Annotated in this window: 26 protein-coding genes; 13 read left to right on the plus strand and 13 right to left on the minus strand. The window is 68.6% G+C overall.

Features of this window, described 5'->3' with window-relative positions:
• The first annotated feature begins 7 nt into the window (after nt 1-7).
• Together JKL49_RS20540 and JKL49_RS20545 are read left to right on the plus strand one after the other, a co-directional pair.
• Nucleotides 8-1,288: a polyhydroxyalkanoate depolymerase gene (locus JKL49_RS20540; RefSeq protein ID WP_215343307.1), complete on the plus strand. Its 1,281-nt coding sequence runs from the start codon at nt 8-10 to the stop codon at nt 1,286-1,288.
• A gap of 47 nt (nt 1,289-1,335) precedes the next feature.
• On the plus strand, nt 1,336-2,073 hold the full coding sequence (locus JKL49_RS20545) for a M48 family metallopeptidase (RefSeq protein WP_215343308.1): 738 nt from the start codon (nt 1,336-1,338) through the stop codon (nt 2,071-2,073).
• A gap of 159 nt (nt 2,074-2,232) precedes the next feature.
• On the opposite strand, the gene JKL49_RS20550 is transcribed toward JKL49_RS20545, so the two are convergent.
• The gene (locus JKL49_RS20550) at nt 2,233-4,176 is read right to left on the minus strand and encodes a transglycosylase domain-containing protein (protein WP_215343309.1); all 1,944 of its coding nucleotides are present in this window, start codon (nt 4,174-4,176) and stop codon (nt 2,233-2,235) included.
• A 298-nt stretch (nt 4,177-4,474) separates the two neighbouring features.
• Here JKL49_RS20550 and JKL49_RS20555 point away from each other — a divergent pair, with 298 nt between their 5' ends.
• From JKL49_RS20555 to sugE, 10 genes are all read left to right on the plus strand, one after another.
• Nucleotides 4,475-4,807: a DUF8200 family protein gene (locus tag JKL49_RS20555; RefSeq protein ID WP_215343310.1), complete on the plus strand. Its 333-nt coding sequence runs from the start codon at nt 4,475-4,477 to the stop codon at nt 4,805-4,807.
• A 164-nt stretch (nt 4,808-4,971) separates the two neighbouring features.
• Entirely contained in the window at nt 4,972-5,268 is a 297-nt protein-coding gene (locus tag JKL49_RS20560) for a hotdog domain-containing protein (RefSeq protein ID WP_215343311.1), read from the plus strand.
• A 195-nt stretch (nt 5,269-5,463) separates the two neighbouring features.
• A complete protein-coding gene (locus JKL49_RS20565; RefSeq protein ID WP_215343312.1) occupies nt 5,464-6,018 on the plus strand; it encodes a F0F1 ATP synthase subunit delta in 555 nt (184 codons plus the stop codon).
• Between the two features lie 6 nt (nt 6,019-6,024).
• On the plus strand, nt 6,025-7,560 hold the full coding sequence (gene atpA / locus JKL49_RS20570) for a F0F1 ATP synthase subunit alpha (RefSeq protein ID WP_215343313.1): 1,536 nt from the start codon (nt 6,025-6,027) through the stop codon (nt 7,558-7,560).
• Nucleotides 7,561-7,571: 11 nt separating this feature from the next.
• A complete protein-coding gene (locus JKL49_RS20575; RefSeq protein WP_215343314.1) occupies nt 7,572-8,201 on the plus strand; it encodes a pseudaminic acid biosynthesis-associated methylase in 630 nt (209 codons plus the stop codon).
• An 8-nt stretch (nt 8,202-8,209) separates the two neighbouring features.
• Nucleotides 8,210-9,079, plus strand: a complete 870-nt coding sequence (locus tag JKL49_RS20580) for a F0F1 ATP synthase subunit gamma (RefSeq protein WP_215343315.1) — start codon at nt 8,210-8,212, stop codon at nt 9,077-9,079.
• A 22-nt stretch (nt 9,080-9,101) separates the two neighbouring features.
• Nucleotides 9,102-10,670 (plus strand): F0F1 ATP synthase subunit beta, encoded by a 1,569-nt coding sequence (atpD, locus tag JKL49_RS20585; protein WP_215343316.1) that lies wholly within the window; start codon nt 9,102-9,104, stop codon nt 10,668-10,670.
• Between the two features lie 5 nt (nt 10,671-10,675).
• Entirely contained in the window at nt 10,676-10,942 is a 267-nt protein-coding gene (locus tag JKL49_RS20590) for an ATP synthase F1 subunit epsilon (protein ID WP_215343317.1), read from the plus strand.
• 93 nt (nt 10,943-11,035) lie between these two features.
• Nucleotides 11,036-11,704: a hypothetical protein gene (locus JKL49_RS20595; protein ID WP_215343318.1), complete on the plus strand. Its 669-nt coding sequence runs from the start codon at nt 11,036-11,038 to the stop codon at nt 11,702-11,704.
• Nucleotides 11,705-11,799: 95 nt separating this feature from the next.
• Nucleotides 11,800-12,120: a quaternary ammonium compound efflux SMR transporter SugE gene (gene sugE / locus JKL49_RS20600; protein WP_215343319.1), complete on the plus strand. Its 321-nt coding sequence runs from the start codon at nt 11,800-11,802 to the stop codon at nt 12,118-12,120.
• A gap of 303 nt (nt 12,121-12,423) precedes the next feature.
• Here sugE and JKL49_RS20605 read toward each other — a convergent pair whose 3' ends face one another.
• From JKL49_RS20605 to JKL49_RS20645, 9 genes are all read right to left on the minus strand, one after another.
• Nucleotides 12,424-13,182, minus strand: a complete 759-nt coding sequence (locus tag JKL49_RS20605; RefSeq protein WP_215343320.1) for an alpha/beta fold hydrolase — start codon at nt 13,180-13,182, stop codon at nt 12,424-12,426.
• Nucleotides 13,182-13,673 carry an RNA pyrophosphohydrolase gene (locus JKL49_RS20610; RefSeq protein WP_215343321.1) on the minus strand — a complete coding sequence of 164 codons (492 nt, stop codon included), beginning with the start codon at nt 13,671-13,673 and terminating at the stop codon, nt 13,182-13,184. The genes JKL49_RS20605 and JKL49_RS20610 overlap by 1 nt, the downstream gene beginning before the upstream one ends.
• Nucleotides 13,674-13,683: 10 nt before the next feature.
• Complete coding sequence (locus JKL49_RS20615) at nt 13,684-14,847, minus strand: divergent polysaccharide deacetylase family protein (RefSeq protein ID WP_215343322.1); 1,164 nt, start codon at nt 14,845-14,847, stop codon at nt 13,684-13,686.
• Nucleotides 14,848-15,052: 205 nt separating this feature from the next.
• Nucleotides 15,053-16,438, minus strand: a complete 1,386-nt coding sequence (locus tag JKL49_RS20620; protein ID WP_215343323.1) for a S41 family peptidase — start codon at nt 16,436-16,438, stop codon at nt 15,053-15,055.
• Nucleotides 16,439-16,610: 172 nt separating this feature from the next.
• The gene (locus tag JKL49_RS20625) at nt 16,611-17,480 is read right to left on the minus strand and encodes a murein hydrolase activator EnvC family protein (RefSeq protein ID WP_215343324.1); all 870 of its coding nucleotides are present in this window, start codon (nt 17,478-17,480) and stop codon (nt 16,611-16,613) included.
• A 6-nt stretch (nt 17,481-17,486) separates the two neighbouring features.
• A complete protein-coding gene (rlmH, locus tag JKL49_RS20630; protein WP_215343325.1) occupies nt 17,487-17,951 on the minus strand; it encodes a 23S rRNA (pseudouridine(1915)-N(3))-methyltransferase RlmH in 465 nt (154 codons plus the stop codon).
• Complete coding sequence (gene rsfS, locus JKL49_RS20635) at nt 17,948-18,361, minus strand: ribosome silencing factor (protein WP_215343386.1); 414 nt, start codon at nt 18,359-18,361, stop codon at nt 17,948-17,950. The genes rlmH and rsfS overlap by 4 nt, the downstream gene beginning before the upstream one ends.
• 74 nt (nt 18,362-18,435) lie before the next feature.
• Nucleotides 18,436-19,095 carry a nicotinate-nucleotide adenylyltransferase gene (locus JKL49_RS20640; protein WP_215343326.1) on the minus strand — a complete coding sequence of 220 codons (660 nt, stop codon included), beginning with the start codon at nt 19,093-19,095 and terminating at the stop codon, nt 18,436-18,438.
• A gap of 15 nt (nt 19,096-19,110) precedes the next feature.
• On the minus strand, nt 19,111-20,682 hold the full coding sequence (locus JKL49_RS20645; RefSeq protein ID WP_215343327.1) for an aldehyde dehydrogenase family protein: 1,572 nt from the start codon (nt 20,680-20,682) through the stop codon (nt 19,111-19,113).
• A gap of 144 nt (nt 20,683-20,826) precedes the next feature.
• Here JKL49_RS20645 and JKL49_RS20650 point away from each other — a divergent pair, with 144 nt between their 5' ends.
• Nucleotides 20,827-23,253 (plus strand): ATP-binding protein, encoded by a 2,427-nt coding sequence (locus tag JKL49_RS20650; RefSeq protein ID WP_215343328.1) that lies wholly within the window; start codon nt 20,827-20,829, stop codon nt 23,251-23,253.
• Between the two features lie 216 nt (nt 23,254-23,469).
• Here the strand turns inward: JKL49_RS20650 and proB are convergent, their stop codons facing one another.
• The 3 genes from proB to JKL49_RS20665 are packed head-to-tail and all read right to left on the minus strand — an operon-like array spanning nt 23,470 to nt 26,221.
• Nucleotides 23,470-24,609, minus strand: coding sequence for a glutamate 5-kinase (proB, locus tag JKL49_RS20655; protein ID WP_215343329.1), 1,140 nt, complete (start codon nt 24,607-24,609; stop codon nt 23,470-23,472).
• Nucleotides 24,606-25,652 carry a GTPase ObgE gene (gene obgE, locus JKL49_RS20660; protein WP_215343330.1) on the minus strand — a complete coding sequence of 349 codons (1,047 nt, stop codon included), beginning with the start codon at nt 25,650-25,652 and terminating at the stop codon, nt 24,606-24,608. The genes proB and obgE overlap by 4 nt, the downstream gene beginning before the upstream one ends.
• Nucleotides 25,649-26,221 carry a biotin transporter BioY gene (locus JKL49_RS20665; protein ID WP_215343331.1) on the minus strand — a complete coding sequence of 191 codons (573 nt, stop codon included), beginning with the start codon at nt 26,219-26,221 and terminating at the stop codon, nt 25,649-25,651. The genes obgE and JKL49_RS20665 overlap by 4 nt, the downstream gene beginning before the upstream one ends.
• Nucleotides 26,222-26,253: the final 32 nt, after the last annotated feature.

Genomic DNA, 26,253 nt, shown 5'->3' on the forward strand with positions numbered 1-26,253 from the left:
ATCTCGCATGCTCTATACGATGTATGAAGCCGGCTACTACGCCGCCTCGCCGCTGCGGTTCGCCGCCCGCGCCGCCCGGGATTTCTGGTCGTCGCCGCTCAACCCGGCCAAGGACAGCGACCTGGGGCGGCGGATCTTCGCCGGCGCCGATCTGTTCGCCAACCTCACCCGCCGCTATGGCCGCCCGGTCTGGAACGTCGATTCGGTGCAGATCGACGGCAAGCCGGTGCGGGTCACCCAGACCGAGGTCTGGTCCAGCCCCTGGGTGAAGCTCACCCACTTCAGCCGCAACATGGCCGACATGCGTAAGGCCGGCCGCCGCGACCTGGAGCCGGCGGTGCTGATCGTCGCGCCGTTGTCGGGCCACTACGCCACCCTGCTGCGCGGCACGGTGGAGGCCTTCCTGCAGGACCACGAGGTGTTCATCACCGAATGGTCCAACGCCCGCGACGTGCCGCTGCACGCCGGCCGCTTCGATTTCCACGACTATCTGGACCATATCCGCGAGATGCTGCGCCTGCTGGGCCCGCGCCCGCACGTCGTGGCCGTCTGCCAGCCGGGGCCCGCCGTCCTGGCCGCCGCGGCCCTGATGGCCGAGGACAACGAGGACTGCCGTCCGGGCACCATGACCTTCATGGGCTCGCCCATCGATGCGCGGCTGTCGCCGACCGTCACCAACAAGCTGGCGGAGGAAAAGCCCTTCGCCTGGTTCAAGTCCAACATGATCGACACCGTGCCGGCCCCCTATCCGGGCCTGGGCCGCCGGGTCTATCCGGGCTTCGTGCAGCTCTACAGCTTCATGTCGATGAACGCCGAGAAGCACCAGGACGCCCACAAGCAATATCTGGAAGACCTGATGAAGGGCGACGGCGACGCCGCCGAGAAGCATCTGGAATTCTACGATGAGTACCTGTCGGTGCTGGACCTGCCCGAGGAGTTCTATCTGCAGACGGTGGACTATGTGTTCCAGTCCTACCTGCTGCCCAAGGGCGAGCTGACCCATCGCGGCCGTGCCGTGCAGCCGGCCAAGATCACCGACATCGGGCTGCTTACCGTCGAGGGCGAGAACGACGACATCTCCGGTATCGGCCAGACCCAGGCGGCCCACACCCTGTGCTCGGGTCTGCCGGAGGCGTTCAAGCAGGACTACGTCCAGCCGCACGTGGGGCACTATGGGGTCTTCAACGGCCGCCGGTTCCGCGAGGAGATCTATCCCCGGGTGCGGGCCTTCATCCGCAAGTCCGAAGCCGGCTTTGAAAAGACCCGCGACGCCGCCAACGCGGCTTAAGACCGCGACGGGCTAGCCCCTCGCCAAAAGCAGCTTAGATAGGGGCCATGTCCCTGTTCGGCCGCCCCCTGGCCGATGGCGACCGGCTGGATGTGGCCGGGGCCGTCGTCCGCCTGAAAGTCCACAGCCGCGCGCGGCGGGTTTCCCTGCGGTTGGACCGCACCAAGCGTGAGGTGGTGGCCACCGCGCCCTCGGTACGGCGGCTGAACGAAGCCGCGGCCTTCGCCACCGAGCGGGCCGGCTGGATCGCCGCCCGCCTGGCCGAGCTGCCGCAGAGCCAGTCCATCGCGCCGGGCGTCACGATCGACCTGTTCGGTCAGCCGTGCCGGCTGGAGCGCGCCACCCACCCGGTGCGGTTCTTCCCGGCGACCGGGGACGAGCCCGCCCGCATCGCGGCGCGCGGCGAGGGCGAGACCTATGCGCGGGCCGTCGTGCGCCTGCTGAAGAAACACGCGCTGGAAGTGTTCGCCGACCGCACGGCCCACTATTGTGGGCTGCTGGGCGCCAAGATGCCGGCGGTGACGGTGATGGATGCGCGCGGCCGCTGGGGCTCGTGCCGGCCGGGCATGATCGGTAAGCCCGCCTCGATCCGCTACAGCTGGCGGCTGGCCTTGGCCCCGTTCGAGGTGGCCGACTATGTGGTGGCCCACGAGTGCGCCCACCTGCTGGAACTCAATCACGGCCCCCGCTTCTGGGCCCATGTGAAGGCCCTGGTGGGGGACGAACGTCCCTACCGCGCGTGGCTTCGGGCCGAGGGCGCGAGGCTGCACGCCTTCGGGGCCTGAACTCCCTCACTCTCTTTCGTCATGGCCGGGCTTGTCCCGGCCAGCCATGATCTCCGCAGGTCAGCAAGACGCCGCGGCGCGCCCGATGCGATCTGCGGGAAGACGGAGATCATGGGTCCCCGGGACAGGCCCGGGGATGACGATCGTGGTTGGAACTTCCTAGTACGGAATCTCTTCCGCGGGCTTCTCGGCGGGGGCTTCGGTCTTGGGGCCGTCGCCCGACAGCAGGTCGCCGATGGGATCTGAGGGGGCCGGCGCCTCCACCGGGGGCGGCGCCAGGGTTCCGCCAGGGATGGGCTGGGTTTTCAGGCGCGGCAGGGCGGCGGTCATGAAGTCGTGCCAGATGCCGGCCGGGGCGCCGCCGCCGGTGACCTTCTTCATCGGCGTGTTGTCGTCGCGGCCCACCCAGACGGCGGTGACGAAGCCGCCGGTGTAGCCGACGAACCAGGCGTCGCGGTAGTCGCTGGTGGTGCCGGTCTTGCCGGCGATGTCGAAGCCCGCGACCCGGGCCTTGGTCCCGGTGCCGCTGGTGATCACCTGGCGCATCATCTGGTTCATGTACTGCAGGGCCGGCGAGCCGATCACGGCCCGGCGCGCACCCTTGTCGACGCCGTGGTCATAGAGAACCTTGCCGCTGGCGGTGCGGATGCGCTCGATGCCGTAGCCCTTGGCCAGGAAACCGCCGTTGGAGAAGGGGGCGTAGGCCTGGGCCATTTCCATGGGGCTGACCTCGACGGCGCCTAGCGCCATCGAGGGGTCGAGCTGGATGTGGGAGGTGATTCCGAGGCGGCGCGCCGTTGCGGCCACATTGCCGGTGCCGACCTCGTTGGCCAGGCGCGCGGCCACGGTGTTGATGGACTGGGCCAGAGCCGTCTGCAGGCTCATGGGGCCGAGGAACCGGCCGGTATAGTTCTTCGGCTCCCAGGTTCCGATCTTCAGGGGTTCGTCGACGACCGGGGTGGCGGGCGTGCGGCCCTGTTCCATGGCGGTGAGATAGACAAAGGGCTTGAAGGACGAGCCGGCCTGGCGCTGGGCCATGGTGGCGCGGTCGAACTGGCTGTCGGCATAGGAGGAGCCGCCGACATAGGCGCGGATGCGACCCTCGCCGTCGATGGCGACGAGCGCGCCCTGGCCGACGCCCTGGGCCTTGCCCGCCTCGACGCCGCGGCGCAGGGACTGTTCGGCGGCGGTCTGGATCGGCAGGTCCAGGGTGGTCTCCACCACCAGGTCCTCGGTGGGCTCGCCCACCAGGGCGCGGACCTGGTCGTCCACCCAGTCGGTGAAGTACTGGGCGCGCTGATTGGCCAGCACCGGGTTGACCCGGACCGGGGTCTTGAAGGCCTCGGCGCGCTGTTCGGGGGTGATGGCGCGGGTGCGGACCATCTCATCCAGCACGATGGTGGCGCGCCGTGCGGCGCGGTCGGTGGCCGAGACCGGCGAGTAGCGCGAGGGCCCCTTCATCATCCCGGCCAGCAGGGCGCTCTCGCCGATGGTCAGCTGGGAGGCGGGCTTGTTGAAGTAGCGCTGGGCGGCGGCCTCGATGCCATAGGCCCCGGCGCCGAAATAGACCCGGTTGAGATAGAGGGAGAGGATCTCCTTCTTGGAGAACTTGGCCTCCAGCCAGACGGCCAGGATCAGCTCCTGGGCCTTGCGGCGATAGGTCTGGTTGGCGGTCAGGAACAGGTTGCGCGCCAGCTGCTGGGTGATGGTGGAGCCGCCGCGCAGGGGGCCGCCGTGATGGGTCACATTATAGAGGGTGGAGCGGATGATGCCCCAGGGGTTGAAGCCGATGTGCCAGTAGAACCAGCGGTCCTCGATGGCGATGAAGGCTTTCGGCACGTAGGGCGGCAGCTTGTCCAGGTCCACGGGCGGCGCGTACTGGCTGCCGCGCACGGCCACCAGGGCGCCCGAGCGGTCCAGGTAGGAGATCGAGGGCTGGCGCTTGACGTCGTACAGCTTGGAGGTGTCGGGGAGATCGACCGCGAACACCGCGAAGAAGGCCACCAGGAAGATCAGGCCCCAGACGCCAATGACCGCGCTCCAGTAGAGAGCAGCTTGGGCGGGTGTGCGAGGGGCCCGACGGGGCGACTGCGCATTGGCCATAGGGTGTTTGGTCCTGAAAGGGTCGTCCCGCTCGAGGCGACTGATAGCCCAGCCGCACCAAACACGCGACAAGATTGACGGGGTATGAATGGGGCGCTTTCAGGCCCCGCCGCTTAACCTCTGCAATTACGCATAGCGGCGTTGCGAAAAAAGCGATTGCCGCCAATCTTAACAGTGTTATCTTAGCGTTGCTTAGTTCGGAGCGCGCCAAGGGTGGGGATACCCGAGGCGACCCACGGTCCAGACGGCCAGGTTCCCTCGGGGATCTGTTTTCTCCCCGAAACGCTGGAGGGCTCCCATGAAGCTCCAAACCCTTTCCGCCGCCTGCGCGGCTGCTATCACTCTGTCCTTCGCCGGCGGCGCCTTCGCCGCTGACGTGGTCACCGCCAAGCTGGCGGCCCCCGTCGCCGAGAAGACCAAGTTCATCGCCGGTGGCGCGATCTTCGTCTGTGAAGCCGACGCCTGCGTGGCCTCGGCCCCGACCTCGCAGACCTTCGCGTCCTCGACCTGCAAGGTCGTGGCCAAGAATGTCGGGGCGATCGCCGCCTTCGGCGTCGGCGCCAAGACCCTGGACGCCGGCAAGCTGGACGCGTGCAACGCCGGCGCCTCGACCCAACTGGCCAAGCGCTAAATCCTATTGGTCGGGATGGGCGGCTGTCTCGTTTGTCCCGACCGACACGGCTCGCGGCGCAGCCTCCCAGCCGCTCCTAATTTGTGTCGAGCCTAACTTCAGGGCGCTGGATTTCTCCGGCGCCCTTTTTCTTTTGCTCAGGCGCCCTTAAGAGAGCGCCACACATGACCGACACCCTTCGCCAAGACGCCGCCTTCCCGGGCGGCTCCGCCCCTGCGGCCACGCTGCTGGAGCCCCTGCTGGCCTCGGCCGCCGGCATGGGCGCGGAGCCGGTCTCCCTGACTCTGGACTACGGGCGCGCGGTCGCCGCCGGGGCTCCGGTCGTGGCGGAGGCCTGGATCGACCGGGCCACCCGCACCCTGGTCTTCGCCCACGCGCGGCTGCTCGCGGCGAACGGCGATCTGGTGGCCAGCGGCTCGGCGGTGTTCCGCCGTGAGGCCCCCGCGCCGGTGGCCGCTTAAATGACCTCGTATGGCTCTATAGGGTCCGGTTTGGTTGCGGCCCGTAAAGTCGCGTGCTATCAGGCGCGCGGCTTCGGGCCAGGGGGTTCCTCAAGCTCCGACGGCCAATGTGCTTTTCCAAGCGCTTTCAAGCCTTTAGGCCGCAGTAAGGGGCACCTTATTGCCGGCTTTCGACACGCACGGGCGGACAAATAAGTGGCGGACGATTCCAAGACTTCGAATGTGGGCGGCCGATATGCTCAGGCCCTCTTCGATCTCGCGACCGAAGACGGGAACCTGGCGGCCGTTGAGGCCGACCTGAAGGCGCTCAAGACCATGCGCGCTGACTCCAAGGACTTCCGCACCCTGCTGGCCTCCCCGGCCTTCAGCGCCGATGAGAAGGGCCGCGCGATCGCGGCGCTCGGCGCCAAGGGCAAGTTCAACACCACCACCAAGAAGTTCCTCGGCCTGATGGCCGCCAACGGCCGCCTCGCGGCGCTGCCGGCGGCGATCACGGCCTTTGAGGCCCTCTCGGCCAAGAGCCGCGGCGTCGTCGCGGCCACTGTCACCACCGCGGTCGCCCTGACCGCGGCCCAAGCCAAGGGCGTCGCAGCCTCGCTGCGCACCGCCCTGGGTAAGGACCCTGAAATCGAGACCCGTGTCGATCCGTCCATCCTGGGCGGTATCAAGGTGCGGGTCGGCTCGCGACTGTTCGATGCTTCACTTCGTTCGAAGCTCGATTCCCTCAAGTTCGCCCTGAAGAGAGCGTAAGAAGTCATGGATATCCGCGCCGCCGAAATTTCGGCCATCCTCAAGTCGCAGATCGCCAATTTCGGCGAAGAGGCTGACGTTTCCGACGTCGGCCAGGTGTTGTCCGTCGGTGACGGCATCGCCCGCGTCTTCGGTCTGGACAATGTCCAGGCCGGCGAAATGGTCGAGTTCCCGAAAGCCGGGGTGAAGGGCATGGCCCTGAACCTCGAACGCGACAACGTTGGGGTCGTCATCTTCGGCGACGACCGCGCCATCTCCGAAGGCGACGAAGTCCGCCGCCTCTCGGAAATCGTGGACGTGCCGGTGGGCCGTGGCCTGCTGGGCCGCGTCGTCAACCCGCTGGGCGAGCCGATCGACGGCAAGGGTCCGCTCACCAACGTGGCCGAGCGCCGCCGGGTGGACGTGAAGGCCCCGGGCATCATCCCGCGCAAGTCGGTGCATGAACCCGTGCAGACCGGCCTGAAGGCCATCGACAGCCTGATCCCCGTCGGCCGCGGCCAACGCGAACTGATCATTGGCGACCGTCAGACCGGCAAGACCGCCGTGGCGATCGACACCATCCTGAACCAGAAGTCGATCAACGCCGGCACCGACGAGAGCGCCAAGCTCTACTGCATCTACGTCGCCATCGGCCAGAAGCGGTCCACCGTCGCCCAGATCGTCAAGACCCTCGAGGAGCGCGGCGCGCTCGACTACACCATCGTGGTCGCCGCCACCGCGTCGGAGCCCGCCCCCCTGCAGTTCCTGGCCCCGTTCGCCGGTTGCGCCATGGGTGAGTGGTTCCGCGACAACGGCATGCACGCCGTCATCATCTATGACGACCTTTCCAAGCAGGCCGTCGCCTATCGCCAGATGTCCCTGCTGCTGCGCCGTCCGCCGGGCCGCGAAGCCTATCCGGGCGACGTGTTCTACCTGCACTCCCGCTTGCTGGAACGCGCCGCCAAGCTGAACGAAGACAATGGTTCGGGCTCGCTGACCGCCCTGCCGCTGATCGAGACCCAGGCCAACGACATCTCGGCCTATATCCCGACCAACGTGATCTCCATCACCGACGGCCAGATCTTCCTGGAAACCGACCTGTTCTTCCAGGGCATCCGCCCCGCGGTGAACGTCGGCGCCTCGGTGAGCCGCGTGGGATCGTCAGCGCAGATCAAGGCCATGAAGACCGCCGCCGGCCCCATCAAGAGCGAGCTCGCCCAGTACCGCGAACTGGCCGCCTTCGCGAAGTTCGGCTCCGACCTGGACGCCACCACCCAGCGTCAGCTGGCCCGCGGTGAGCGCCTGACCGAGCTCCTGAAGCAGCCGCAGTACGCGCCGCTGACGGTCGAAGAGCAGGTCGCGGTGATCTATGCCGGGACCCGGGGCTACCTCGACACCATCCCGACCAACCAGGTCGGCCGGTTCGAGACCGAGCTGCTGAGCAACCTGCACGCCAAGCACCAGAAGATCCTGGACACCATCCGGACGTCCAAGGAACTGAAGGCTGATACGGAACAGGCTCTGAAAGACGCGCTGGCCGCCTTCGTCGCGACCTTCGCCTAAGACCTGAGCCGATGGCCCCTGAGCCCAAAGCCCTGAGCGCCTGGTCCGGCGAGTTCGGCGATCGGTACACCGAGCGCAGTGGCGCTTCGGCCGATGTCGTTCGCGGACGCGCGCGGGTGTGGGCGGAGGTGCTGTCGAAGATGGACGGCGACATGCCGGGAAGCGCCATCGAGGTCGGCCCCAATCTGGGCCTCAACCTCCTGGGCATCTCGGCGCTCTGCGACATGGAGCTTTGGGCCATCGAGCCCAACGCTTCGGCCCGCGAGCGGCTTGTCGCCGACGGCGTCCTGCCAGCCGATCGGGTGATCGAGGGCTTCGGCCACGCGATCCCGATGGCCGACAAGGCTGTCGATATGGCCTTTACGGCGGGCGTGCTGATCCACGTGGATCCCAGCCTGCTCGAGGCGACGATGCGGGAAGTTCACCGGGTCGCCGCCAAATACGTTTTTTGTTCTGAGTATTTCTCGCCGAAGCCGGAGGCCATTCCCTATCGCGGGGAAGAGGGCCTGCTCTTCAAAAACGACTTCGGCGGGCTCTACCTGGATATGTTTCCCGACCTCGTGCTGGTCGATTACGGCTTCTTCTGGAAACGGACGACCGTGATGGATAACAGCACCTGGTGGTTGTTTAGAAAGGTCTGAGGCGAGAAATGGCTAGCCTCAAGGAGATGCGCGACCAGATCAAAAGCGTGGAATCCACGCAGAAGATCACGCGCGCGATGCAGATGGTGGCCGCGGCGAAGCTTCGCCGCGCGACCGATGCTGCTCAAAACGCCCGGCCCTATGCCCAGCGCATGGCCGCGGTGATCGCCAACCTGGCGGCAGGGGTGTCCGGTGACGGCGCGCCCAAGCTGCTGGTGGGGACGGGCCGTCAGGACCGTCACCTGGTGGTGGTCACCTCGTCCGACCGCGGCCTGGCCGGCGGGTTCAATTCCTCGATCATCCGCGCCGCCCGTGACCGGATCAACGCCCTGCTGGCCGAAGGCAAGGACGTGAAGATCATCACGGTGGGCAAGAAGGCGCGCGACCAGCTGCGCCGGCTGTTCGCCGACCGCTTCCTCGCAAGCTTCGAAGCCGGCGTGCCGGGCCTGGCCTCGGCCCAACCGGTGGCTGACAAGATCACCGAGCTGTTCGAAGCCGGTCAGGTCGACGTCGTGACCCTGGCCTTCAGCCGCTACAAGTCGGTGGTCGTCCAGACCCCGACGCTCGCCCAATTGATCCCCGCCCAGGTGGCCGGCGCCGCCGCCACCATCGACCTCAAGGGCGCGGCCTACGAATACGAGCCGGACGAGGAGACCATCCTCGAGACCCTGCTGCCCCGGAACCTCACGGTCCAGGTGCTGTCGGCCCTGCTCGAAAACCAGGCCGGATTCTACGCCGCCCAGATGGCGGCGATGGATAACGCCACTCGCAATGCGGGCGACATGATCGCCGCCCTCAACCTGAAGAAAAACCGTACTCGCCAAGCGCAGATCACCAAGGAGCTGATCGAGATCATCTCCGGCGCCGAAGCGCTCTAGCTAGACCGAAAGAGTTAGACCCATGGCTACGACCCCGAAGAAGCCGGCCGCCACCAAGGCCGCTCCCGCCCCGAAGGCTGCCGCTCCGAAAGCCGCCGCCGCCAAGGCTGCAACCGCGCTCAAGGCGCCGACCAAGGCGGTCGCCCCGGCGGCCCGCGTGGCCACCGGCCGCATCGTCCAGATCATCGGCGCCGTCGTCGACGTCGAGTTTGAAGGCCACCTGCCGCCGATCCTCAGCGCGCTGGAAACCACCAACACCGACCAACGGACGGGCGAGCCCTTCCGCCTGGTGCTGGAAGTCGCCCAGCACCTGGGTGAGAACACGGTCCGCACCATCGCCATGGACACCTCCGAGGGCCTGACCCGCGGCCAGCCGGTGACCGACACCGGCCGCGCGATCACCGTCCCCGTCGGGCCGGCCACGCTGGGCCGGATCATGAACGTCATCGGCGATCCCATCGACGAAGCCGGTCCGATCAACTCCAAGTTCTTCGCCCCCATTCACCGTGAGGCCCCGTCCTTCGCCGAACAGGCGACGTCAGCGGAAATCCTGGTGACGGGGATCAAGGTCATCGACCTGCTCTGCCCCTACACCAAGGGCGGCAAGATCGGCCTGTTCGGCGGCGCCGGCGTGGGCAAGACCGTGACCATGCAGGAACTGATCAACAACATCGCCAAGGCCTACGGCGGCTACTCGGTGCTGGCCGGCGTCGGCGAGCGCACCCGCGAAGGCAACGACCTCTATCACGAGATGATCGAGTCGAAAGTGAACCTGCCCGGCGGCGGCGAAGGCTCCAAGTGCACCCTGGTCTACGGCCAGATGAACGAGCCCCCCGGCGCGCGGGCCCGCGTCGCCCTCACAGGCCTGGCGCAAGCCGAGTACTTCCGCGACGAAGAGGGCAAGGACGTGCTGCTCTTCATCGACAACATCTTCCGCTTCACCCAGGCCGGCTCCGAAGTGTCCGCCCTGCTGGGCCGCATCCCCTCGGCCGTGGGCTATCAGCCCACCCTGGCCACCGAGATGGGCAACCTGCAGGAACGCATCACCTCGACCTCCAAGGGTTCGATCACCTCGGTCCAGGCCATCTACGTGCCCGCCGATGACTTGACCGACCCGGCGCCCGCCGCCTCCTTCGCCCACTTGGACGCGACCACCGTGCTCTCGCGCGACATCGCCGCCCAGGCCATCTTCCCGGCCGTTGACCCGCTGGATAGCACCAGCCGGATCATGGACCCGCTGGTGATCGGTGAGGAACACTACAACGTCGCCCGCCGCGTCCAGGAAACCCTGCAGGCCTACAAGGCCCTGAAGGACATCATCGCCATCCTGGGTATGGACGAGCTGTCGGAAGAGGACAAGCTGACGGTCGCCCGCGCCCGCAAGATCTCCAAGTTCCTGGCCCAGCCGCTGCACGTGGCCGAGCAGTTCACCAACATGCCGGGCATCTTCGTCAGCCTGGAAGACACCATCCGCTCCTTCAAGGCGGTGGTGGACGGTGAGTTCGACCACCTGCCGGAAGCCGCCTTCTACAACGTCGGCTCCATCGAAGACGCGGTGGCCAAGGCCGAACAACTCGCGTCGGAAGCCTAAGTCTGATGGCCGGCAAGCTGCACTTTTCCCTGGTCTCGCCCGAGCGTGAACTGTTCTCGGGCGAGGTCGACCAGGTCGACGCGCCCGGGTCCGAAGGCGACTTCGGCGTGCTCGCCGGCCATGCCCCCTTCATGACGACCCTGAAGACCGGTCGGGTGAAGGTTTACAATGACGGCAAGGTGCTGGCCTTCGACGTCGAGGGCGGGTTCGCGGACGTGACGCCGGACGGCCTGACCGTTCTCGCTGAGAAGGCGGTCGAGGCCGCCATTTAGGCGCCGCCTCTTCGCCGCCGTATTCTCGCATTACGGGGCTTGCGAGGGACGGCCACTTTGAGTGTGATAGATCGCAAGTCAGGGGACCCGTCTATGCGTACCGCCATCATCAGTCTTATCGCCGCCGGCCTGGCCACTTCGGCCGCCGCGCAAACCATGGCGCCCATGGCTCCACCGGCCGCGCCGCCCGCGATGCCGGTCGCGCCGATGGCGCCGGCCATGGCTCCGGCCGTCGCGCCCGTCGCAGCTCCGGCCCCCGCGCCTGAGCCCGAGAAGGTCTACGCCGTTCCCACCACCGGTGAGATCGGCCAGATCATCGACGTGATCAACCGCATCTGCGTGCCCCAGGTGCGCGGCGGCGACATCAGCAAGCTCGCCACCAAGGATCTGGGCTTCAAGGTCAACAAGCGGGACGGGACCTACACCCAGACCCTGGTGGCCAAGCCCTATACCCTGACCGTCTATGCGCCCGGCTCCAACAAGGACGTCTGCCGGATCGCGCTCAACTACACGCTCGGCGAGGAAAAGCCGATCATCGTGGGCCTCAACATCTTCTCGCTGCTGCACCAGCCCGAGCTGCTCCAGCAGCGCAACGACTTCGTGCCGGCTACCGACTACAAGCGCATCACCAACTCCTGGGAATATTTCACCGATCACGAGTCGATCGGCCTGGTCTTCCTGCAGCTGAAGAAGCCGGACGGCTCCTCGGTCACCGGCAAGTGGGACATGGGCGAAGTGCTCTATTCGGAACGCAAGTTCTAGGCGTTCAGCCTCCGACATCGATATGAGTTCAGGCGCTGGAGACGACTCCAGCGCCTTTCTCTTTTCCGGGACGGCCCGGTCATAGGAGGACAGCCATGGCCTGGCTCATCCTGTTCGTCGCCGGTCTCTGTGAAATCGGCTGGGCCGTGGGCCTGAAGTACACCGACGGCTTCACGCGGCTCTGGCCCACGGTGTTCACCGGCGCCAGCCTGCTGGTCTCCATGGCCCTGCTGGGGGTGGCGATGAAGTCACTGCCGCTGGGCACGGCCTATGCGGTCTGGACCGGCATCGGGGCGGTGGGGACGGTGATCCTGGGCATCGTGCTGTTCAAGGAGCCGGTGACGGTGGCCCGGCTGGTCTGTGTCGGCCTGATCGTGGCGGGTATCCTGGGGCTGAAGCTCTTCGGGAAGGGCTAGGCGGTGCTCATCCTTCTCCCCTTGCGGGAGAAGGTGTGAGCGAAGCTGACCGATAAAGGTGTCGCGCTCCGTTATCCCCTTTGATCGTCATGGCCGGGCTTGTCCCGGCCACCCATGATCACGGGGGTGCAGTAAGGATGCGTGGCGCGCGCCGTGCGATCTGTGGCTAGGCGGAGATCATGGGTCCCCGGGACAAGCCCGGGGATGACGAATGTTTGCTTGCGAGGTCTACCGACCCCTCATCCGAACCTGATCCACAGGGCCACCTTCTCCGGCAAGGGAAGAGCGCCGAGCCGAGCGCCGCTAGGCCGGGGCGCGGGCGTCCAGCCGTTCTAGCCAGTCCCAGGCCTGGGTGGCCACGGCCTGCCAGCCGGTTTCCCCCAGCAGCCAGTGGCTCATGCCGGCCATCTCGATGTAGTCGGCGGCCAGGCGCTGGGCGGTCTGGCGGGCGGTCATCGGCGGGTGGACCACGTCGCGCTGGCCCACCATCACCAGGCAGGGGACGCCGATCCCCCCCGTGCCCACGCTGGTGGTCATGAAGGGGTCGAGCCACCAGTTCAGCGCCTCCCACAGGGCCCGGCCGCTCTCGGGGCGCAGGCGCTGGACGGCCGCCTCGCGCTCGGCGCTGGGCATGCGGTCGAGGCTGTAGGTCCGCATCAGGGTGCGGTCAGGGCTGATGCTCTGGGCGAAGGCCGCCCCCATCATCAGGCCAAAGGCGGTGACCGCCTCCTCCATGGAGGAGCCCGCCACGCCCCAGGGCGGCGATGGGGCCAGCAGGACCAGGGCCTTGAGCGGCGCCCGCTTGGCGGCCAGCTGGCACACCAGACCGCCGAGCGAGTGGCCGATCAGGATCGGCGGCTCGGGCAGGCTCGTGCACAGGGCGGCGATATCCTTGGCATAGTCGGTCATCGACAGGCCGGCGACCGAGCCGCCCGCCTCGCCGTGGCCGCGCAGGTCCGGGGTCAGGACGGTGTGGCCGGCGGCCTCGAAGGGCGCGCGGAAGGCCTCGAAGGCCCAGCCGCCACAGAAGGCGCCGTGGACCATGACGATGGGAGCGGCCATCAGGCGGCGCGACCCGTCAGGCCCGCGAAATCGTGGAAGGCGGTGACGACGGCCTCGTAGGTGGCCTTCTTGAAGGGGACCACCAGGCCTGGCGTTTCGGAAAGCTTGCCCCAGCGCCAGTCGTCGAACTCGGGATGGCCTTGGCCGCCAAGGTCAATCTCGCTGTCTTCGCCGTCGAAGCGCAGGGCGAACCAGACCTGGCGCTGGCCCTTCCAGCCCTTGGCGATCTTGCTGCCGTTGTGGCCGGCGGGAAAGTCATAGGCCATCCAGCCGTCGGTGCGGCCGAGCAGGGTGGTGGATGTGACCCCGGTCTCCTCGGCCAGCTCGCGCTGGGCGGCGGCGTACAGATCCTCGCCGGCGTCGACGCCGCCCTGCGGGAACTGCCAGTTGTAGGGCTCGGGCGTGTTGACCCGCCGCCCTAGCCAGACGCGGCCGTCAGGGTGGAAGAGCACCACCCCGACGTTCGGGCGATAGGCGGCGAGGTCTTCCATAGGCGCGAGATTACCTGCGTGTGGTCAGCGCCGAGGCCGGCGCCAGTTGGTAGCCCCTAGATTCCACGCTTTGGGCCCACTGCGCCACCTGTGTCAGTGTCACGGGGTAGGCAAATCCCGATCCGAGCGCCTGGCCGTGCTGCAGGGCGCCGGCTTCCAGGGACAGGAGCTGCTGGTCGATCGCCTCCACGGAGAGCTGGTCGTCGACGATGCGGTCGGCCGAGGCTCGGGGCAGGCCACCGCCGCGCCGCGAGGCCGAGCCGTCGTCGATGAAGGCCAGGCCGCGACCGCGCAGGGCGCCGGTGAAGGCGGTCATGGCGCTGTCGGAGCCCACGAAGCGGGAGCCGAGATAGTTGGTGACCCCGAAATAGCCGGTGGCCCGGCTGAGCAGCCATTCCAGCTTCTTCACCGTCTCCTGGCCCTGGGCCTGGGCCATCAGGGTGTAGGGGCCGGGATCGTTGTCGGGATAGTCCACCGGCTCCATGGGGGCTTCCAGCAGCACCTCATGGCCGTTCTGGCGGGCGAGATCGATCCAGCCCTGCAGGCCGTCGGAATAGGGCACGAAGGACAGCGTGATCTCGGGCGGCAGGTTTTCGATGGCCTGGCGGGTGGCCGTTGCGTTGAGACCCAGGCCGCCGATCACCAGGCCAACCTTGGGCCGGCCATTGCTGGCGAAGGGCCGGGCATAGGCCTCGGCAGGCGTCTTGCCGCCCGAGCCGATGATCGGCAGCAGTCCGCCGGACCCTTGCGCGGTCAGGCCGGCGATGGGGGCTGGGGGCAGGGGATCGGCGGCGTGGAAGGCCTGGCCGCCGGGGACGGTGATCACCGCCTGACCAAAGGCCGCTCCGGGGCCCAGGGGGTTTTCCGAGAGGCGGAAGATGTCGGTCGACAGCGTCGTGCCGCCGGGATGGTCGGCGGTCAGGGCCTCGCGCCAGCCGGGGGGCGCGGCCATGGCGGCGACCTTGGCCAGGCTGATGCGGACCACCGGCGTGCCGGCCTTGGGATCGCCCATCAGGGTGACCAGGATCAGGGCCGCGGACATGAATAGGAAGGCCGCGCCGCCGGCACCCACATAGGGGTTGGCGATGGCCTTGGCGAACATCTCCTGCGCATTGATCCCCGGGCTGGGGGCGGCGGGGACCGTGACGAGCTTTTTCTTGGAAAACATAGACATGACCACGCGCAAGGCTTCAGCCGGGAGCCTGCGCGATCATGGTTAATGAAGGGCTACTTTTCGCCGCGCCGCAGCAGGTTGCAGGGTCGCAGGCGGGGCCGCATAGAGCGCGTCGTACGCGCTCTATGTTTTGACTTTTGAGCCCCTTTGAACGGGTCAGATGATCATCTGACCCTAAAGGGCTCAGCGTGGCCCCGCCCGTTGACTACTTGGCGAGCGGCTTGGGCTCGAGCTTGGGCAGCTTGGAGACCACCTCGGCCATCTTGGCGGTGGGCTTGGGCAGCTTGGGCGTGGCGGCCACCGAGCCATAGCGCAGGACGTCCTTGGCGCGGGCCAGCTGGAAGTCGCCGGTGTTGGTGTTGAAGGCCTCGGGGGGCGCCTCGGCCGGTTCGTGGGCGCCGACCCGGGTCTTGCCCTCCTCGGCGTTCAACGCGTTGCGGAAGGAGGCCTCGCTGAACTGGAAGGCGCGGTTGGCGATGGCCTGGGCCTCGTCGCGGGTCTCGGCCACTTCCAGGTCCGGCTGGATGCCGGTCTTCTGGATGGAGCGGCCCGAGGGGGTGTAGTAGCGCGCCGTGGTCAGCTTCAGCGCGCCGTCCATGCCGCCGCGCAGCGGGATCACGGTCTGGACCGAGCCCTTGCCGAAGCTGGTGAGGCCTACCAGTTCCGCGCGCTTGCGGTCCTGCAGGGCGCCGGCCACGATCTCGGCGGCAGAGGCCGAGCCGGAATTGATCAGCACCACCATCGGCAGGCCGCCGATGGCGTCGCCGGTGCGGGCGTTGTAGCGCTCGACGTCGCGGGGGTCGCGGCCGCGCTGGGAGACGATCTCGCCGCCCTCCAGGAACAGGTCGGAGATGCTGACGGCCTGGTCGAGCAGGCCGCCCGGATTGTTGCGCAGGTCGAGGATCAGGCCCTTCATCTTGGGGTTCTTGGCGCGCAGGTCGGCGATCGCCGCCTCAGCCTCGTCGGTGGTCTTCTCGTTGAAGGCCGAGACCCGCAGATAGCCGTAGTCGCCCTCGAGCTTGGCGGTGGCGGACTTGGGCTTGATCACTTCGCGGATCAGCTTGACGTCGAAGGGATCGGTCTTCTCACGCGCGATGGTCAGGGTGACCGCCTCGCCGGGCTTGCCGCGCATCTGCTTGACCGCGTCGTTCACCGACAGGCCCAACACGCTCTCGCCGTTGACGGCGGTGATGAAGTCGCCGGCCTTGACCCCGGCCTTGAAGGCGGGCGTGCCGTCCATGGGCGAGATCACCTTGACCACGCCGTCCTCGCTGGTGACCTCGATGCCCAGGCCGCCGTACTCCCCGCGCGTCTGATCGCGCATGTCGTCGAAGCTCTCGGGATTGAGGTAGCCGGAGTGGGGATCCAGCGAGGTCAGCATGCCGTCGATGGCCGCCTCGATGAGTTTCTTGTCGTCGACCTCGGTGACGTACTGACGCTCGACGGTGTCCAGCACGTCGCCGAACAGCTCGAGCATCTTGTAGGTCTTGGCCCGCGGCTGGGCCGAGGCCAGGGCCTGCTGGCTCACATAGGCCATGGACCCCGCCCCGAGGACGAAGGCCGAAACACCGATCAACAGATACTTGCGCATAACCAAGGCCCTAGGGCTCCCTTGCGGCGGAATTGAGCCGCTTAACCGCTTCACGTCCCCACCAGAACCCCAGGAGGTTCCTTAGTCTTCTCCGAGCCTGAACAGGCTCGGCCTCTTATGCGTTGAGCGTGACGGGCGCCGGAACCGGTGTCCACTTCCGTCTGTCACGCTCTCAGCCGACGGTCGGTCTCAAGCCGTTTCCGCCCTTCATCCAACGCCCCGGGTCTACCGGCGCGCCCCGTTCCCGGACCTCAAGATAGAGGTCAGAAGGCGATTGTCGCCCATCCGCCATCCATCCGACAGGCGCACCCGCCGCGACGGATTGTCCGACGCCGACGCTTGTCCGGTCCAGACCAGCCAACACCAGATGGTATCCACCGGCCAATCTTAAGATCAAGATCACACCCCAGCCCTTTACCGGGCCCACATATTGGACAAGTCCGGCGTCGGGCGCCGTCACTTTCGCCCCAGAGGCGGTCGCGATGGTCAGGCCGTTAGCCTTGCCGCCGCCGGGAACCGCCTGGCCGAAGCGCCGGGTGATGGGCCCCGGGGCGGGGGGCGCCAGGCTCTTGGGCGGGGTCACCTCGCCGTCGTCGTCCTGCAGGGGGTTGGCTGGCCGCAGGCCCGGGGGCTGCATCATGCGCGCCTCGGCCAGCTGGCTGTCGGCGGTGAACAGGGCCTCGCTGGCCACGGCGGCCAGGCGGCGCTGGCGGGCGATCTCGCTGGCTTCGGCGGCGTAGAGCTTGGCGCGGCGTTGCAGTTCCGGGGTGATGGCCTTGACCAGGATGGCGGCCCGGACGGCGGAGACCGCGTCATCGGGGCTGACCAGCAGCGCCGGCGGCGGATCGCGGCGGAACTGTTCCAGCACGGTGAGCAGTCGGGCCAGGCGGTTGAGATTGCGGCCCTGCTCGGCGCTGAGCACCGTCTCGCGGACATTGAGGCTCTGCAGCTTGTCCCGCTCGCTGGCGGCGGCGAGCGCCACGACGCCCACCGCCAGGCTGGCGAAGGCGCCGATCAGACAGGCGGTGCGGAGGGTCAGCAAGGGGCTTCAGTCACGGTGATAGGGGCCGCCGGCCAGGATGGTCACCGCCCGATAGACCTGTTCGGCCAGCATGGCGCGGGCGAGCGCATGGGGCCATGTCTGGGGACCGAAGGCCAGCTTGCCGTTGGCGCTGGCCACAAGGGCGGGATCGAGGCCATCGGCGCCGCCGATCAAGAACACCAGCCGCCGCACCCCCTGGTCGCGCAGCCGGGCGATCTCGGCGGCGAAGTCGCGGGACGCGCGCGCGGCGCCCCGCTCATCGCAGGCGATGACGTGGGCGTCGGTCAGGTGCGGGCGCAGGACATCGGCCTCAGCGGCCTTGCCGGGCTTCTTGGCCTCGACCTCGACCACCTCGACGGGGCCAAGGCCGAGCGCACGACCGGCCGCGGTGGCGCGGTCCACATAGAGCTTCACCAGCTCGACCTCGGGGGAACGGGCCAGACGCCCGACCGCCAGGATCGTCAGCTTCAAGTGAAGGCGATGTGGGCCGAGTCCACCGACCAGATCTTTTCGATGTTGTAGAAGGTGCGGACCTCGGGACGGAACAGGTGGATGATCACGTCGCCGGTGTCGATCAGCACCCAGTCGCAATGGGGCATGCCCTCGACGCGCACCTTGCCGTAGCCCTCGTCCTTGAGGGCGCGCAGCAGGTGGTCGGCCATGGCGCCGACATGGCGGTGCGAACGGCCAGAGGCGACGATCAGGCCGTCGGCCACCGCGCTCTTACCCTTCAGGTCGATGAACACGACGTCCTGGGCTTTGTCGTCGTCGAGACGCGCCAGGATCAGGTCTTCCAGAGCGCTGATGCGGTTCTGGATATCGGAGGAAACCTCGGTGGAAATCGGGGTTTCGTGCGCACTCGGCGCAGGGTCAGGGCTCAGCGGGGTAGCTCCTTTTTTGCCTCGCTAAAAGGCCTCATATCATGATTGCGGGGAAAGGGGCAGTCCGCGTGAAATCACGATCTTGAGCCACCCATCCGCGCCCGCATGGCGGTGGAGGAGAGGAAGTTCAGGGGGCCGGTGAGGAACACCCAGCGGGGCGGCTTGGCCCCGGCCAGGATGGGCCCCTGGCTGGCGGGACGGCGGGCGTGGCTGAACCGCCGGGCGGCCGGCGAGAAGCGGCTTTTCAGGGAAATCCAGGGCCGGGAAACCACGGCGACCGGCGCGCCGCCCATGATCTGCGTCCAGCCGCGCCAGCGGTGGAAGCTGGCCAGGCTGTCCGCGCCCATGATCCAGACGAACTTCACGCCCGGAAACCGAGCCTTCAGCACCCGCAGGGTGTCGATGGTGTAGGTGGAGCCGATGGCGGTCTCGGCGTCGGAGACGATCATCGCCCGGCCACGCGCCACCTTGCGCACGGCGGCCATGCGCTCGGCGAGGCTGGCGGTGTCCTTCGACGACTTCAGCGGGTTTTGCGGCGAGACCAGCCAGATCACCCGGTCCAGCTTCAGCCGCCGCCGCGCGGTCTCGGCCACGTGGGCATGGCCGGCGTGGACCGGATTGAACGAGCCGCCATAGAGCCCCACCCGCATACCCCGCGTGAGCGTAAAGCCCAGGCGCAGGGTCGCGGGCCGGCCGGCCTCAGGGACGCGCCGGGCGGGTCCCGCGAACCACATGGTCTCTGCTCTGGATCAAAACCGCTTCGCCGTATCGGGATTGCGGTCGAGGTTGAGGTCGGTCTGGCGGACCCGGGCGCGGACGGTGAACACCCCGTCCCCGGCCAGGACCCCGCCACGGGCGAACAGCCGGCCATGCTCCCAGTTGGAGAGACCGAGCTCAGGGCGGTTCAGGGCGTACTGGCCGTCCACCCAGCGGGTGAAGCCATCGCCGGTGAAGGGAGCGTCGATGGCGGCGTAGAAGCGCTCGTGGGCGGCGGCGTCTTCCGAGATCAGGCTGGCGGCGAACCGGGGGCTGTAGCGGTTGAAGAGGGCGATCGCCTGGCCCGCGTCCTCCACCACCATCAGGGTGACCTCCGGGGTCTCTTCCCATTCCCACTCGCGGCCGAGCTCGGCCTCGGAGAGGCGTTCCACCAGGGGTTCCTCGACCGGCCCTTGCGCGCGGGCGACGGTGACGCGGGCGTCGCGCCAGGCGGCGGGGATGTAGCGCTCCGAGCCGTCGATCACGTGCAGCTTGGCGCCTTTGCGCCGTTCACCGGCGGCTTGCAGGGCGGCCAGGAAGACCGGGACCAGGTCGGCCGCCCGCTCACGGACGATGCAGCAGACGTTCAACGTGTTGCAGACCTTGCGGTCCAGGGAGTGGTAGGCGGCGGCCTCGAAGCGAGCGGCGTCAGCGCTCGCGTCGGCCACCATCCAGGCGCCGCCCGTGCCGTGCAGGCTGACCGGGGTCCCGGCCTGGCGGGCGATGGCGCCCAGCTGGGCCACGGCGGAGCCCGAGCCGCGGGCGACGGCGAGCGCCAGGCGTTTGTCGGAGAACATGGCCCAGCCGGCGGCGTGCTCGGCGCTATCGACCAGGGCGGCGGCGCCCTTGGGCAGGCCGGCGGACGCCAGGGCGGGATCGAGGGCATGCTCGACGATGGCCCGCGCCGTGCCCAGGGCGTCTGAGCCGATGCGGAAGACCACGGTGTTGCCGGTGCGCAGCACCCCGGTGGCGTCGGCGAAGACGTTGGGGCGGCCCTCGAAGACGAAGCCCGTAACGCCCAGGGGCGCCATCACCTGGTCGACACTCCAGCCCTCGTGGGTGGTGGTCTCAAGCACCCGGCCGCGGACGCCAGGGGTGTCGCGCCAGGCCCGCAGGCCCAAGATCATGTCGGCGCGCATCGTGGCGCTGACCGACAAGCGGGTGGTGGAGCGGCCGCGGCCTTGCGCCTTGGTCACATCGGCGGCGTTGGCCTGGCCGATGGCGGCCCAGATCGTCTCATCGGCCAGGTTGGCGGCGAAGGCCTCGAAGAAGGCGGTGATGGCGGCGTCAGAGACCGCGCCCATCTTCTGGAAGGCGTCGTGGGCCTTGCCGACGGCGGTTTCGGCCAGGGCCTGGACGGTGGCGGGAACGTGCAGCAGGTCGCCGCTATCCTGCACCACCACCAGCCGGTCGCCGGCCCGGAAGGCGTCGGCCAGGGCTTGCGGGACATAGGCCACGCGGTCGCCGCCATAGGGGATCGCCATGCCAGAGGCGAGCGTGGTCAGCCGGCCGTTGGCCGTCTCTGTCCTGCCTCTGCCCGCCGCATCGTCCACGTCGACCGCCATATGCTCAAGATGAGCCTTAGTAAGCACCTTTGCCGGAGGCGGCAATTCACCGCTGACGCGCGACCGAATGTCTCGCCGATTAAGCCGCCGTTACCAGTCCGCCACCTAGGGTCCGGCCATCGGCAACTTCGGGTGGGGAGCGCTATGAAGAAGATCCTCAGTCTCGGCGCGTTGCTCCAGATCATCGCCGGGGTGATGGTGGTCTCCCTGGTGGTCACCTTCGCCATGCTGGCGGTGCAGGCCTATCAGCGACAGCAGACCGCCCAGCGGGTGCTGCTGGCGGCCGAGATTTCACGCGACATCTTCCACGCCATGCAGGGGCTGCGCCTGGAACGAGGGGCGGTGGGCATCGCGCTCGCCAAGCCCGGCGTCCCGCCGCCTCAGGCCCTGCGCGAGCTCAGGGACGGCCGAAGCGCGACCGACGCGGCGATCGCTTCGGCCCTGGCCCGCCTGCAGCGCGCCCGCCTGGAGAAGGGGGTCTCCGACCGTCCGGCGCTGCGTCGCCTGGTCAGCGAGATCGGCGCGCGGCAGGCGACCATGCAGCATATGCGTCAGGTGACCGATCACGCCCTGGCCACCCCGGATCCGCGCCGGTCCGCCGCCCTGCGTGAGGCCTGGCTCACCGCCAACGGCAATCTGGTCGACACCCTGGGCGAGCTCTCGGCTCAGCTTTCCAATGAGGCCATCCAGGTTGATCCCTTCATCGCCCGGATGATGACCGTCAAGCAGCTGGCCTGGCTGGAGCGCGACGCGGCGGGGCTGGACGTCATGCTGCTGGGCGAGGTGGCGGCCCGGGGCAAGCCGGCGACGGCGGCCGAGCGCGAAGCCATGGCCAAGCTGACCGGCGCCGTGGACGCGCCGCACCGGATGCTGACGGCCCAGGCCAACCTCCCATTCAATCCCCCGCGCCTGACTCGCGCCATCGCCACGGCCGAGCGCGGCTACTTCCTCGAGTTCCGATCCACCCGGGCCGCCGTGCTCGCCGCGCTGGAGGCCGGCGCGCCGGTGGACGGGCCGGCGCTGAACCACGCCATGATCCAAAGCCTGCGCAGCTTGATGGACATCGTCGGCGTCACCTTCGACCTCACCGCCGAGCACGCCACCCGTCAGGTGCAGGCCGCCGAGCGCCAGGTGCGGCTGGCCATCGCCATGATGGCGATCGCCTGCGCCTTCGGCCTGCTGTCAGCAGCCTTCATCGTCGGCCGGGTGGTGCGGCCGATGGCCAGGATCACGCAGGCCATGGGCGCTGTGGCCGCCGGCGATCTGGACAGCGAGATTCCCTACGAGTTCCGCGAGGACGAGATCGGCCGTCTGGCCCAGGCGCTGGGAGTCTTCCGCCGCGGAGCCCAGGAGCGGCGCGAGATGGAGGATGTGCTGGTGCGCAGCCAGGTGGCCAAGGAGGCCGCCGAGAGCGCCAACAAGATGAAGTCCCAGTTCCTGGCCAATATGAGCCACGAGATCCGCACCCCGCTCAACGGCGTGCTCGGCATGGTCCAGGTGATGGAGCGCGAGGAACTTGCCCCCGATCAGCGGGAGCGGTTGCACATCATCCGTGACTCGGGCGCGGGCCTGCTGCAGGTGCTGAACGACGTCCTGGACATCTCCAAGATCGAGGCCGGCAAGCTGGACCTGGCGCCTGTCGAGTTCGACATCGAGACCCTGGCGACGCGAACGGTCTCCACCTTTACCGGCGCGGCGACCGCCAAGCGGCTGGACCTGGAGGCCACGGTCGACCTGGACGCCACCGGGGTGTGGCTGGGGGACGCCGACCGCATCCGCCAGATCCTGTCGAACCTGCTCTCCAACGCCGTGAAGTTCACCGACTCTGGCGCGGTCTCTTTGGAGGTGACGACCGCACCTAAGGGCCTGGATTTCATCGTCCGCGACAGCGGCATCGGCATGTCGGCCGAAGCCCTGCCCAGGCTGTTCTCCAAGTTCACCCAGGTCGACGACTCAAACGAGCGCAAGTTCGGCGGCACGGGGCTGGGCCTGGCCATCAGCCGCGAACTGGTGGAGCTGATGGGCGGGACCGTCGAGGTCGCCAGCACGCCCGGCAAGGGCTCGGAGTTCCGGGTCAGCCTGCCCTTGCCGCGCATCAGCGAGACGCCGCGCGCGCCGGCCAACGCCAGTCCGGGCGAGATCACCCTGCCCCAGGACCGGCGGCTGCGTATCCTGGCGGCGGAGGACAATCCCACCAACCAGAGGGTGCTGGCCGCCCTGCTGGCCCCGTTGGACGTCGAGCTGACGGTGGTGGGGGATGGCCTGCAGGCGGTCGCCACCTGGGCCACCGCCGATTTCGACGTCATCCTGATGGATATCCAGATGCCGGAGATGGGCGGGGTGGCCGCGGCCCTGGCGATCCGTCAGGCGGAGCTGGCCCAGGGCATGGCCCCGATCCCGATCATCGCGCTGTCGGCCAACGCCATGAGCCACCAGATCGCCGAATACATGGCCGCCGGCATGACCGCCTATGTGGCCAAGCCCATCGAGGTGGGGGTGCTGTACGAGACCATCGGCGAGGCCCTGGCCGGCGCCGAAGCCCCGCCGGACGCGCGGGCCGAGGCGGTTTAGGTCTGGAGGGGTCGCGCTCCGTCCTGGAGATAACACCGCTCATCCCGGCGAAGGCCGGGACCCAGCTTCATCCCGAGCGGCGGCGGTTGATCTCTCATCTCCCTCGGGCTCGCTTGAAAGCGGAGTGGGTTTCACCTGGGTCCCGGCCTTCGCCGGGATGAGCGGTGGGTTTGCCGAATAGGGCTATCGACCCTTCATCCGACCCGGCAAGGGCAGCTAGACCGCCGAAACTTCCGCCGGGGCGTGGCCCAGGGCCAGGTCGTCGGCGTGGATCACCGGGCCCGAGGTGTAGCCCAGGGCGCCCTCGATGGCGTCGGACTTCAGCCCCAGGATCGTGACGGCGTCGGCGCTGTCGTAGCGGGCCAGGCCGCGGCCGATCTCGCGGCCCGCCTCGTCGCGGACGATGACCGCGTCGCCCTTCTCGAACCGGCCCTCGACGGCGCGGATCCCGGCGGCCAGCAGGCTCTTGCCTGTGGAAAGCGCGCGGGCGGCGCCGCTATCGATCACCAGGGTGCCGGCGGGGGCCAGGGTCCCGGCGATCCAGGCCTTGTAGGCGGCCTTGGCGCTGAGCGCCGGCTCGATGACGGTGGCGGGTTCGCCGGCCTCGAGCGCGGCCAGCGGCGAGGGGCGGCGGCCGAGCGTGATGACGGTGGCGCAGCCGGCCGACTGGGCCATCCGGGCCGCGGCGATCTTGGTGGCCATGCCGCCGGTGCCGACCCCGGCGCTGGCGTTGGCGCCGCCCGCCATGGCCTCGATCTCCGGCGTCAGGTGAGTGATGCGGGCCAGGTGCTTCGCATCGGGGTTGCTGCGGGGATCGGCGGTGTAGAGGCCGTCGATGTCCGACAGCAGGACGAGCACATCGGCGCCGATCATCTGGGCCACGCGGGCGGCCAGCCGGTCGTTGTCGCCGTAGCGAATCTCCTCGGTGACCACGGTGTCGTTCTCGTTGACGACGGGGACCACGCCGAGGTCCAGCAGGGTCTCGACAGTGGCCCGCGCATTGAGCCAGCGGTGGCGGACCTCGGTGTCGTCGCGGGTCAGCAGCACCTGGGCGGCGTGAATCTCGTGGGGTTCGAGGGCCTCTTCCCAGGCGCGCATCAGGGCCGACTGGCCGGCGGCGGCGGCGGCCTGTTTCTCGGGCAGGGTGAGGGACCGCTTGGCCAGCATCAGCCGGCGGCGGCCGAGCGCCACGGCGCCGGAGGAGACCACCAGAACCTGCTGGCCCCGGGCCCGCATCCGGGCGAGGTCGGCGGCGAAGGCGGCCAGCCACAGGGTGTCGGCGGTCCCGCCCTCGCCTACCAGCAGGGCTGAGCCGACCTTGACGACGACCCGGCGGGCGCGCTCGATCCCGCTCAAGGTTTCCAGCCCACTTCGTCTTCGCCGCCCTTGCCGACGGCCGCGGCGGCCTTGCGGTCGCGCACCAGGGCGTAGGCCTCGCGCAGGATTTCCTTCACCCCGGTCCCGGCGACGGCGGAGACCAGGCGAACCGGCACGCCGGCGGCTTCCTCCAGCGCCTCGCGCTGCATGGCCACGGTGCTCTCGTCCAGGGCGTCGATCTTGTTGAGCGCGATGATCTCGGTCTTGTCGCCCAGTTCCTCGCCATAGGCCTCCAGCTCGTGGCGTACGGTCCTCCAGGCCTCGACGACGTCAGTCTGGGTGGAGTCGATCACGTGGATCAGCACCGCGGTGCGCTCCACGTGGCCCAGGAAGCGAGTGCCGAGGCCGGCACCGTCCGAGGCGCCCTCGATCAGGCCGGGGATGTCGGCCAGGACGAACCGCTCGCTGGGGGACAGGTCGACGATGCCGAGATTGGGGTGGATGGTGGTGAAGGGATAGTCGGCGATCTTCGGCTTGGCGGCGCTGGCGGCGGCCAGGAAGGTGGACTTGCCGGCGTTGGGCAGGCCCGCCAGGCCGACATCGGCGATCAGTTTCAGCCGCAGCCAGATCCAGCGCTCCTCCCCCTCCTGGCCGGGGTTGGCATGGTAGGGGGCCTGGTTGATGGAGCTCTTGAAGCGGTCATTGCCCCAGCCGCCGTTGCCGCCCTTCGCCAGCAGGAAGCGCTGGCCGGCGGTGTCCATGTCGACGATCAGGGTTTCCTTGTCCTCCTCCAGCACCTGGGTGCCGACGGGGACCTTCATGATGATGTCTTCGCCCGCCGCGCCGTGGCGGTTTCGGCCCATCCCGTGGGTGCCGGTGTCGGCCTTGAAGTGCTGGCTGTAGCGGAAGTCGATCAGGGTGTTGAGGCCATCCTGGGCCTCGATCCAGACGTCGCCGCCGCGGCCGCCGTCGCCACCGTCGGGGCCGCCGTATTCGATATACTTCTCGCGCCGGAAGGAGACGGCGCCGCCGCCGCCGTTGCCGGAGCGGATATAGACCTTGCACTGGTCGAGGAATTTCATCGGGTCAGGATCCGGTCGCCGGCGATCTTCACGGTCGCGGCGGCCAATAGGGTTTTCAAGAAAGCGCCCGCGAGGAAGGGCGCGACGCCGCCGGCGAAGGCGGCCTTGGCCCCCAGTCCGGCCGCGAGCCAGGCGAAGCCCAGCAGCAGGATGAGGGCGTGGGCGGCGAGGAAGCTCGCCACGAGAGGCCGCCAGTCCCGGCCCCCGGGGCGCGTGGCCAGCCAGCCCACCAGGCCCGCCGCCGCCAGGAAGCCGGCGAGATAGCCCCCCGTGGGACCGACCAGGGCCGCGACGCCGCTCGCGCCGTCGGCCAGGACGGGCAGGCCCATGGCGGCCTGGGCCAGCCAGACGAAGACGATCTCAAGGGCCAGGCGCGGGCCCGACAGTCCTGCGATGACCAGCAGGGCGTAGGTCTGCAGGGTCATGGGGACGGGATACATCGGGACCTCGGCCAGGGAGGAGGCCGCCAGCAGCCAGCTCCCCACCAGGACGGCGCCGACACGCCATGCCAAGGAGCGCCCTGCGAGCAGGGCGTCCAAGGGCGCTTTGGCGGTGGTGGTCGAGGTCAATTCCATATCCAGACGAGGTTCGGCGCCCGCCA

The sequence above is a fragment of the Phenylobacterium glaciei genome (assembly GCF_016772415.1).
Taxonomy (GTDB): Bacteria; Pseudomonadota; Alphaproteobacteria; order Caulobacterales; family Caulobacteraceae; genus Phenylobacterium; species Phenylobacterium glaciei.

Excerpts from the sequence above, each read along its gene's own strand:
- JKL49_RS20540 (WP_215343307.1), top strand. The coding sequence starts at position 8 with ATGCTCTATACGATGTATGAAGCCGGCTACTACGCCGCCTCGCCGCTG.
- JKL49_RS20545 (WP_215343308.1), top strand. The coding sequence starts at position 1,336 with ATGTCCCTGTTCGGCCGCCCCCTGGCCGATGGCGACCGGCTGGATGTG.
- JKL49_RS20550 (WP_215343309.1), bottom strand. The coding sequence starts at position 4,176 with ATGGCCAATGCGCAGTCGCCCCGTCGGGCCCCTCGCACACCCGCCCAA.
- JKL49_RS20555 (WP_215343310.1), top strand. The coding sequence starts at position 4,475 with ATGAAGCTCCAAACCCTTTCCGCCGCCTGCGCGGCTGCTATCACTCTG.
- JKL49_RS20560 (WP_215343311.1), top strand. The coding sequence starts at position 4,972 with ATGACCGACACCCTTCGCCAAGACGCCGCCTTCCCGGGCGGCTCCGCC.
- atpA (WP_215343313.1), top strand. The coding sequence starts at position 6,025 with ATGGATATCCGCGCCGCCGAAATTTCGGCCATCCTCAAGTCGCAGATC.
- JKL49_RS20575 (WP_215343314.1), top strand. The coding sequence starts at position 7,572 with ATGGCCCCTGAGCCCAAAGCCCTGAGCGCCTGGTCCGGCGAGTTCGGC.
- JKL49_RS20580 (WP_215343315.1), top strand. The coding sequence starts at position 8,210 with ATGGCTAGCCTCAAGGAGATGCGCGACCAGATCAAAAGCGTGGAATCC.
- atpD (WP_215343316.1), top strand. The coding sequence starts at position 9,102 with ATGGCTACGACCCCGAAGAAGCCGGCCGCCACCAAGGCCGCTCCCGCC.
- JKL49_RS20590 (WP_215343317.1), top strand. The coding sequence starts at position 10,676 with ATGGCCGGCAAGCTGCACTTTTCCCTGGTCTCGCCCGAGCGTGAACTG.
- JKL49_RS20595 (WP_215343318.1), top strand. The coding sequence starts at position 11,036 with ATGCGTACCGCCATCATCAGTCTTATCGCCGCCGGCCTGGCCACTTCG.
- sugE (WP_215343319.1), top strand. The coding sequence starts at position 11,800 with ATGGCCTGGCTCATCCTGTTCGTCGCCGGTCTCTGTGAAATCGGCTGG.
- JKL49_RS20605 (WP_215343320.1), bottom strand. The coding sequence starts at position 13,182 with ATGGCCGCTCCCATCGTCATGGTCCACGGCGCCTTCTGTGGCGGCTGG.
- JKL49_RS20610 (WP_215343321.1), bottom strand. The coding sequence starts at position 13,673 with ATGGAAGACCTCGCCGCCTATCGCCCGAACGTCGGGGTGGTGCTCTTC.
- JKL49_RS20615 (WP_215343322.1), bottom strand. The coding sequence starts at position 14,847 with ATGTCTATGTTTTCCAAGAAAAAGCTCGTCACGGTCCCCGCCGCCCCC.
- JKL49_RS20620 (WP_215343323.1), bottom strand. The coding sequence starts at position 16,438 with ATGCGCAAGTATCTGTTGATCGGTGTTTCGGCCTTCGTCCTCGGGGCG.
- JKL49_RS20640 (WP_215343326.1), bottom strand. The coding sequence starts at position 19,095 with ATGTGGTTCGCGGGACCCGCCCGGCGCGTCCCTGAGGCCGGCCGGCCC.
- JKL49_RS20645 (WP_215343327.1), bottom strand. The coding sequence starts at position 20,682 with ATGGCGGTCGACGTGGACGATGCGGCGGGCAGAGGCAGGACAGAGACG.
- JKL49_RS20650 (WP_215343328.1), top strand. The coding sequence starts at position 20,827 with ATGAAGAAGATCCTCAGTCTCGGCGCGTTGCTCCAGATCATCGCCGGG.
- obgE (WP_215343330.1), bottom strand. The coding sequence starts at position 25,652 with ATGAAATTCCTCGACCAGTGCAAGGTCTATATCCGCTCCGGCAACGGC.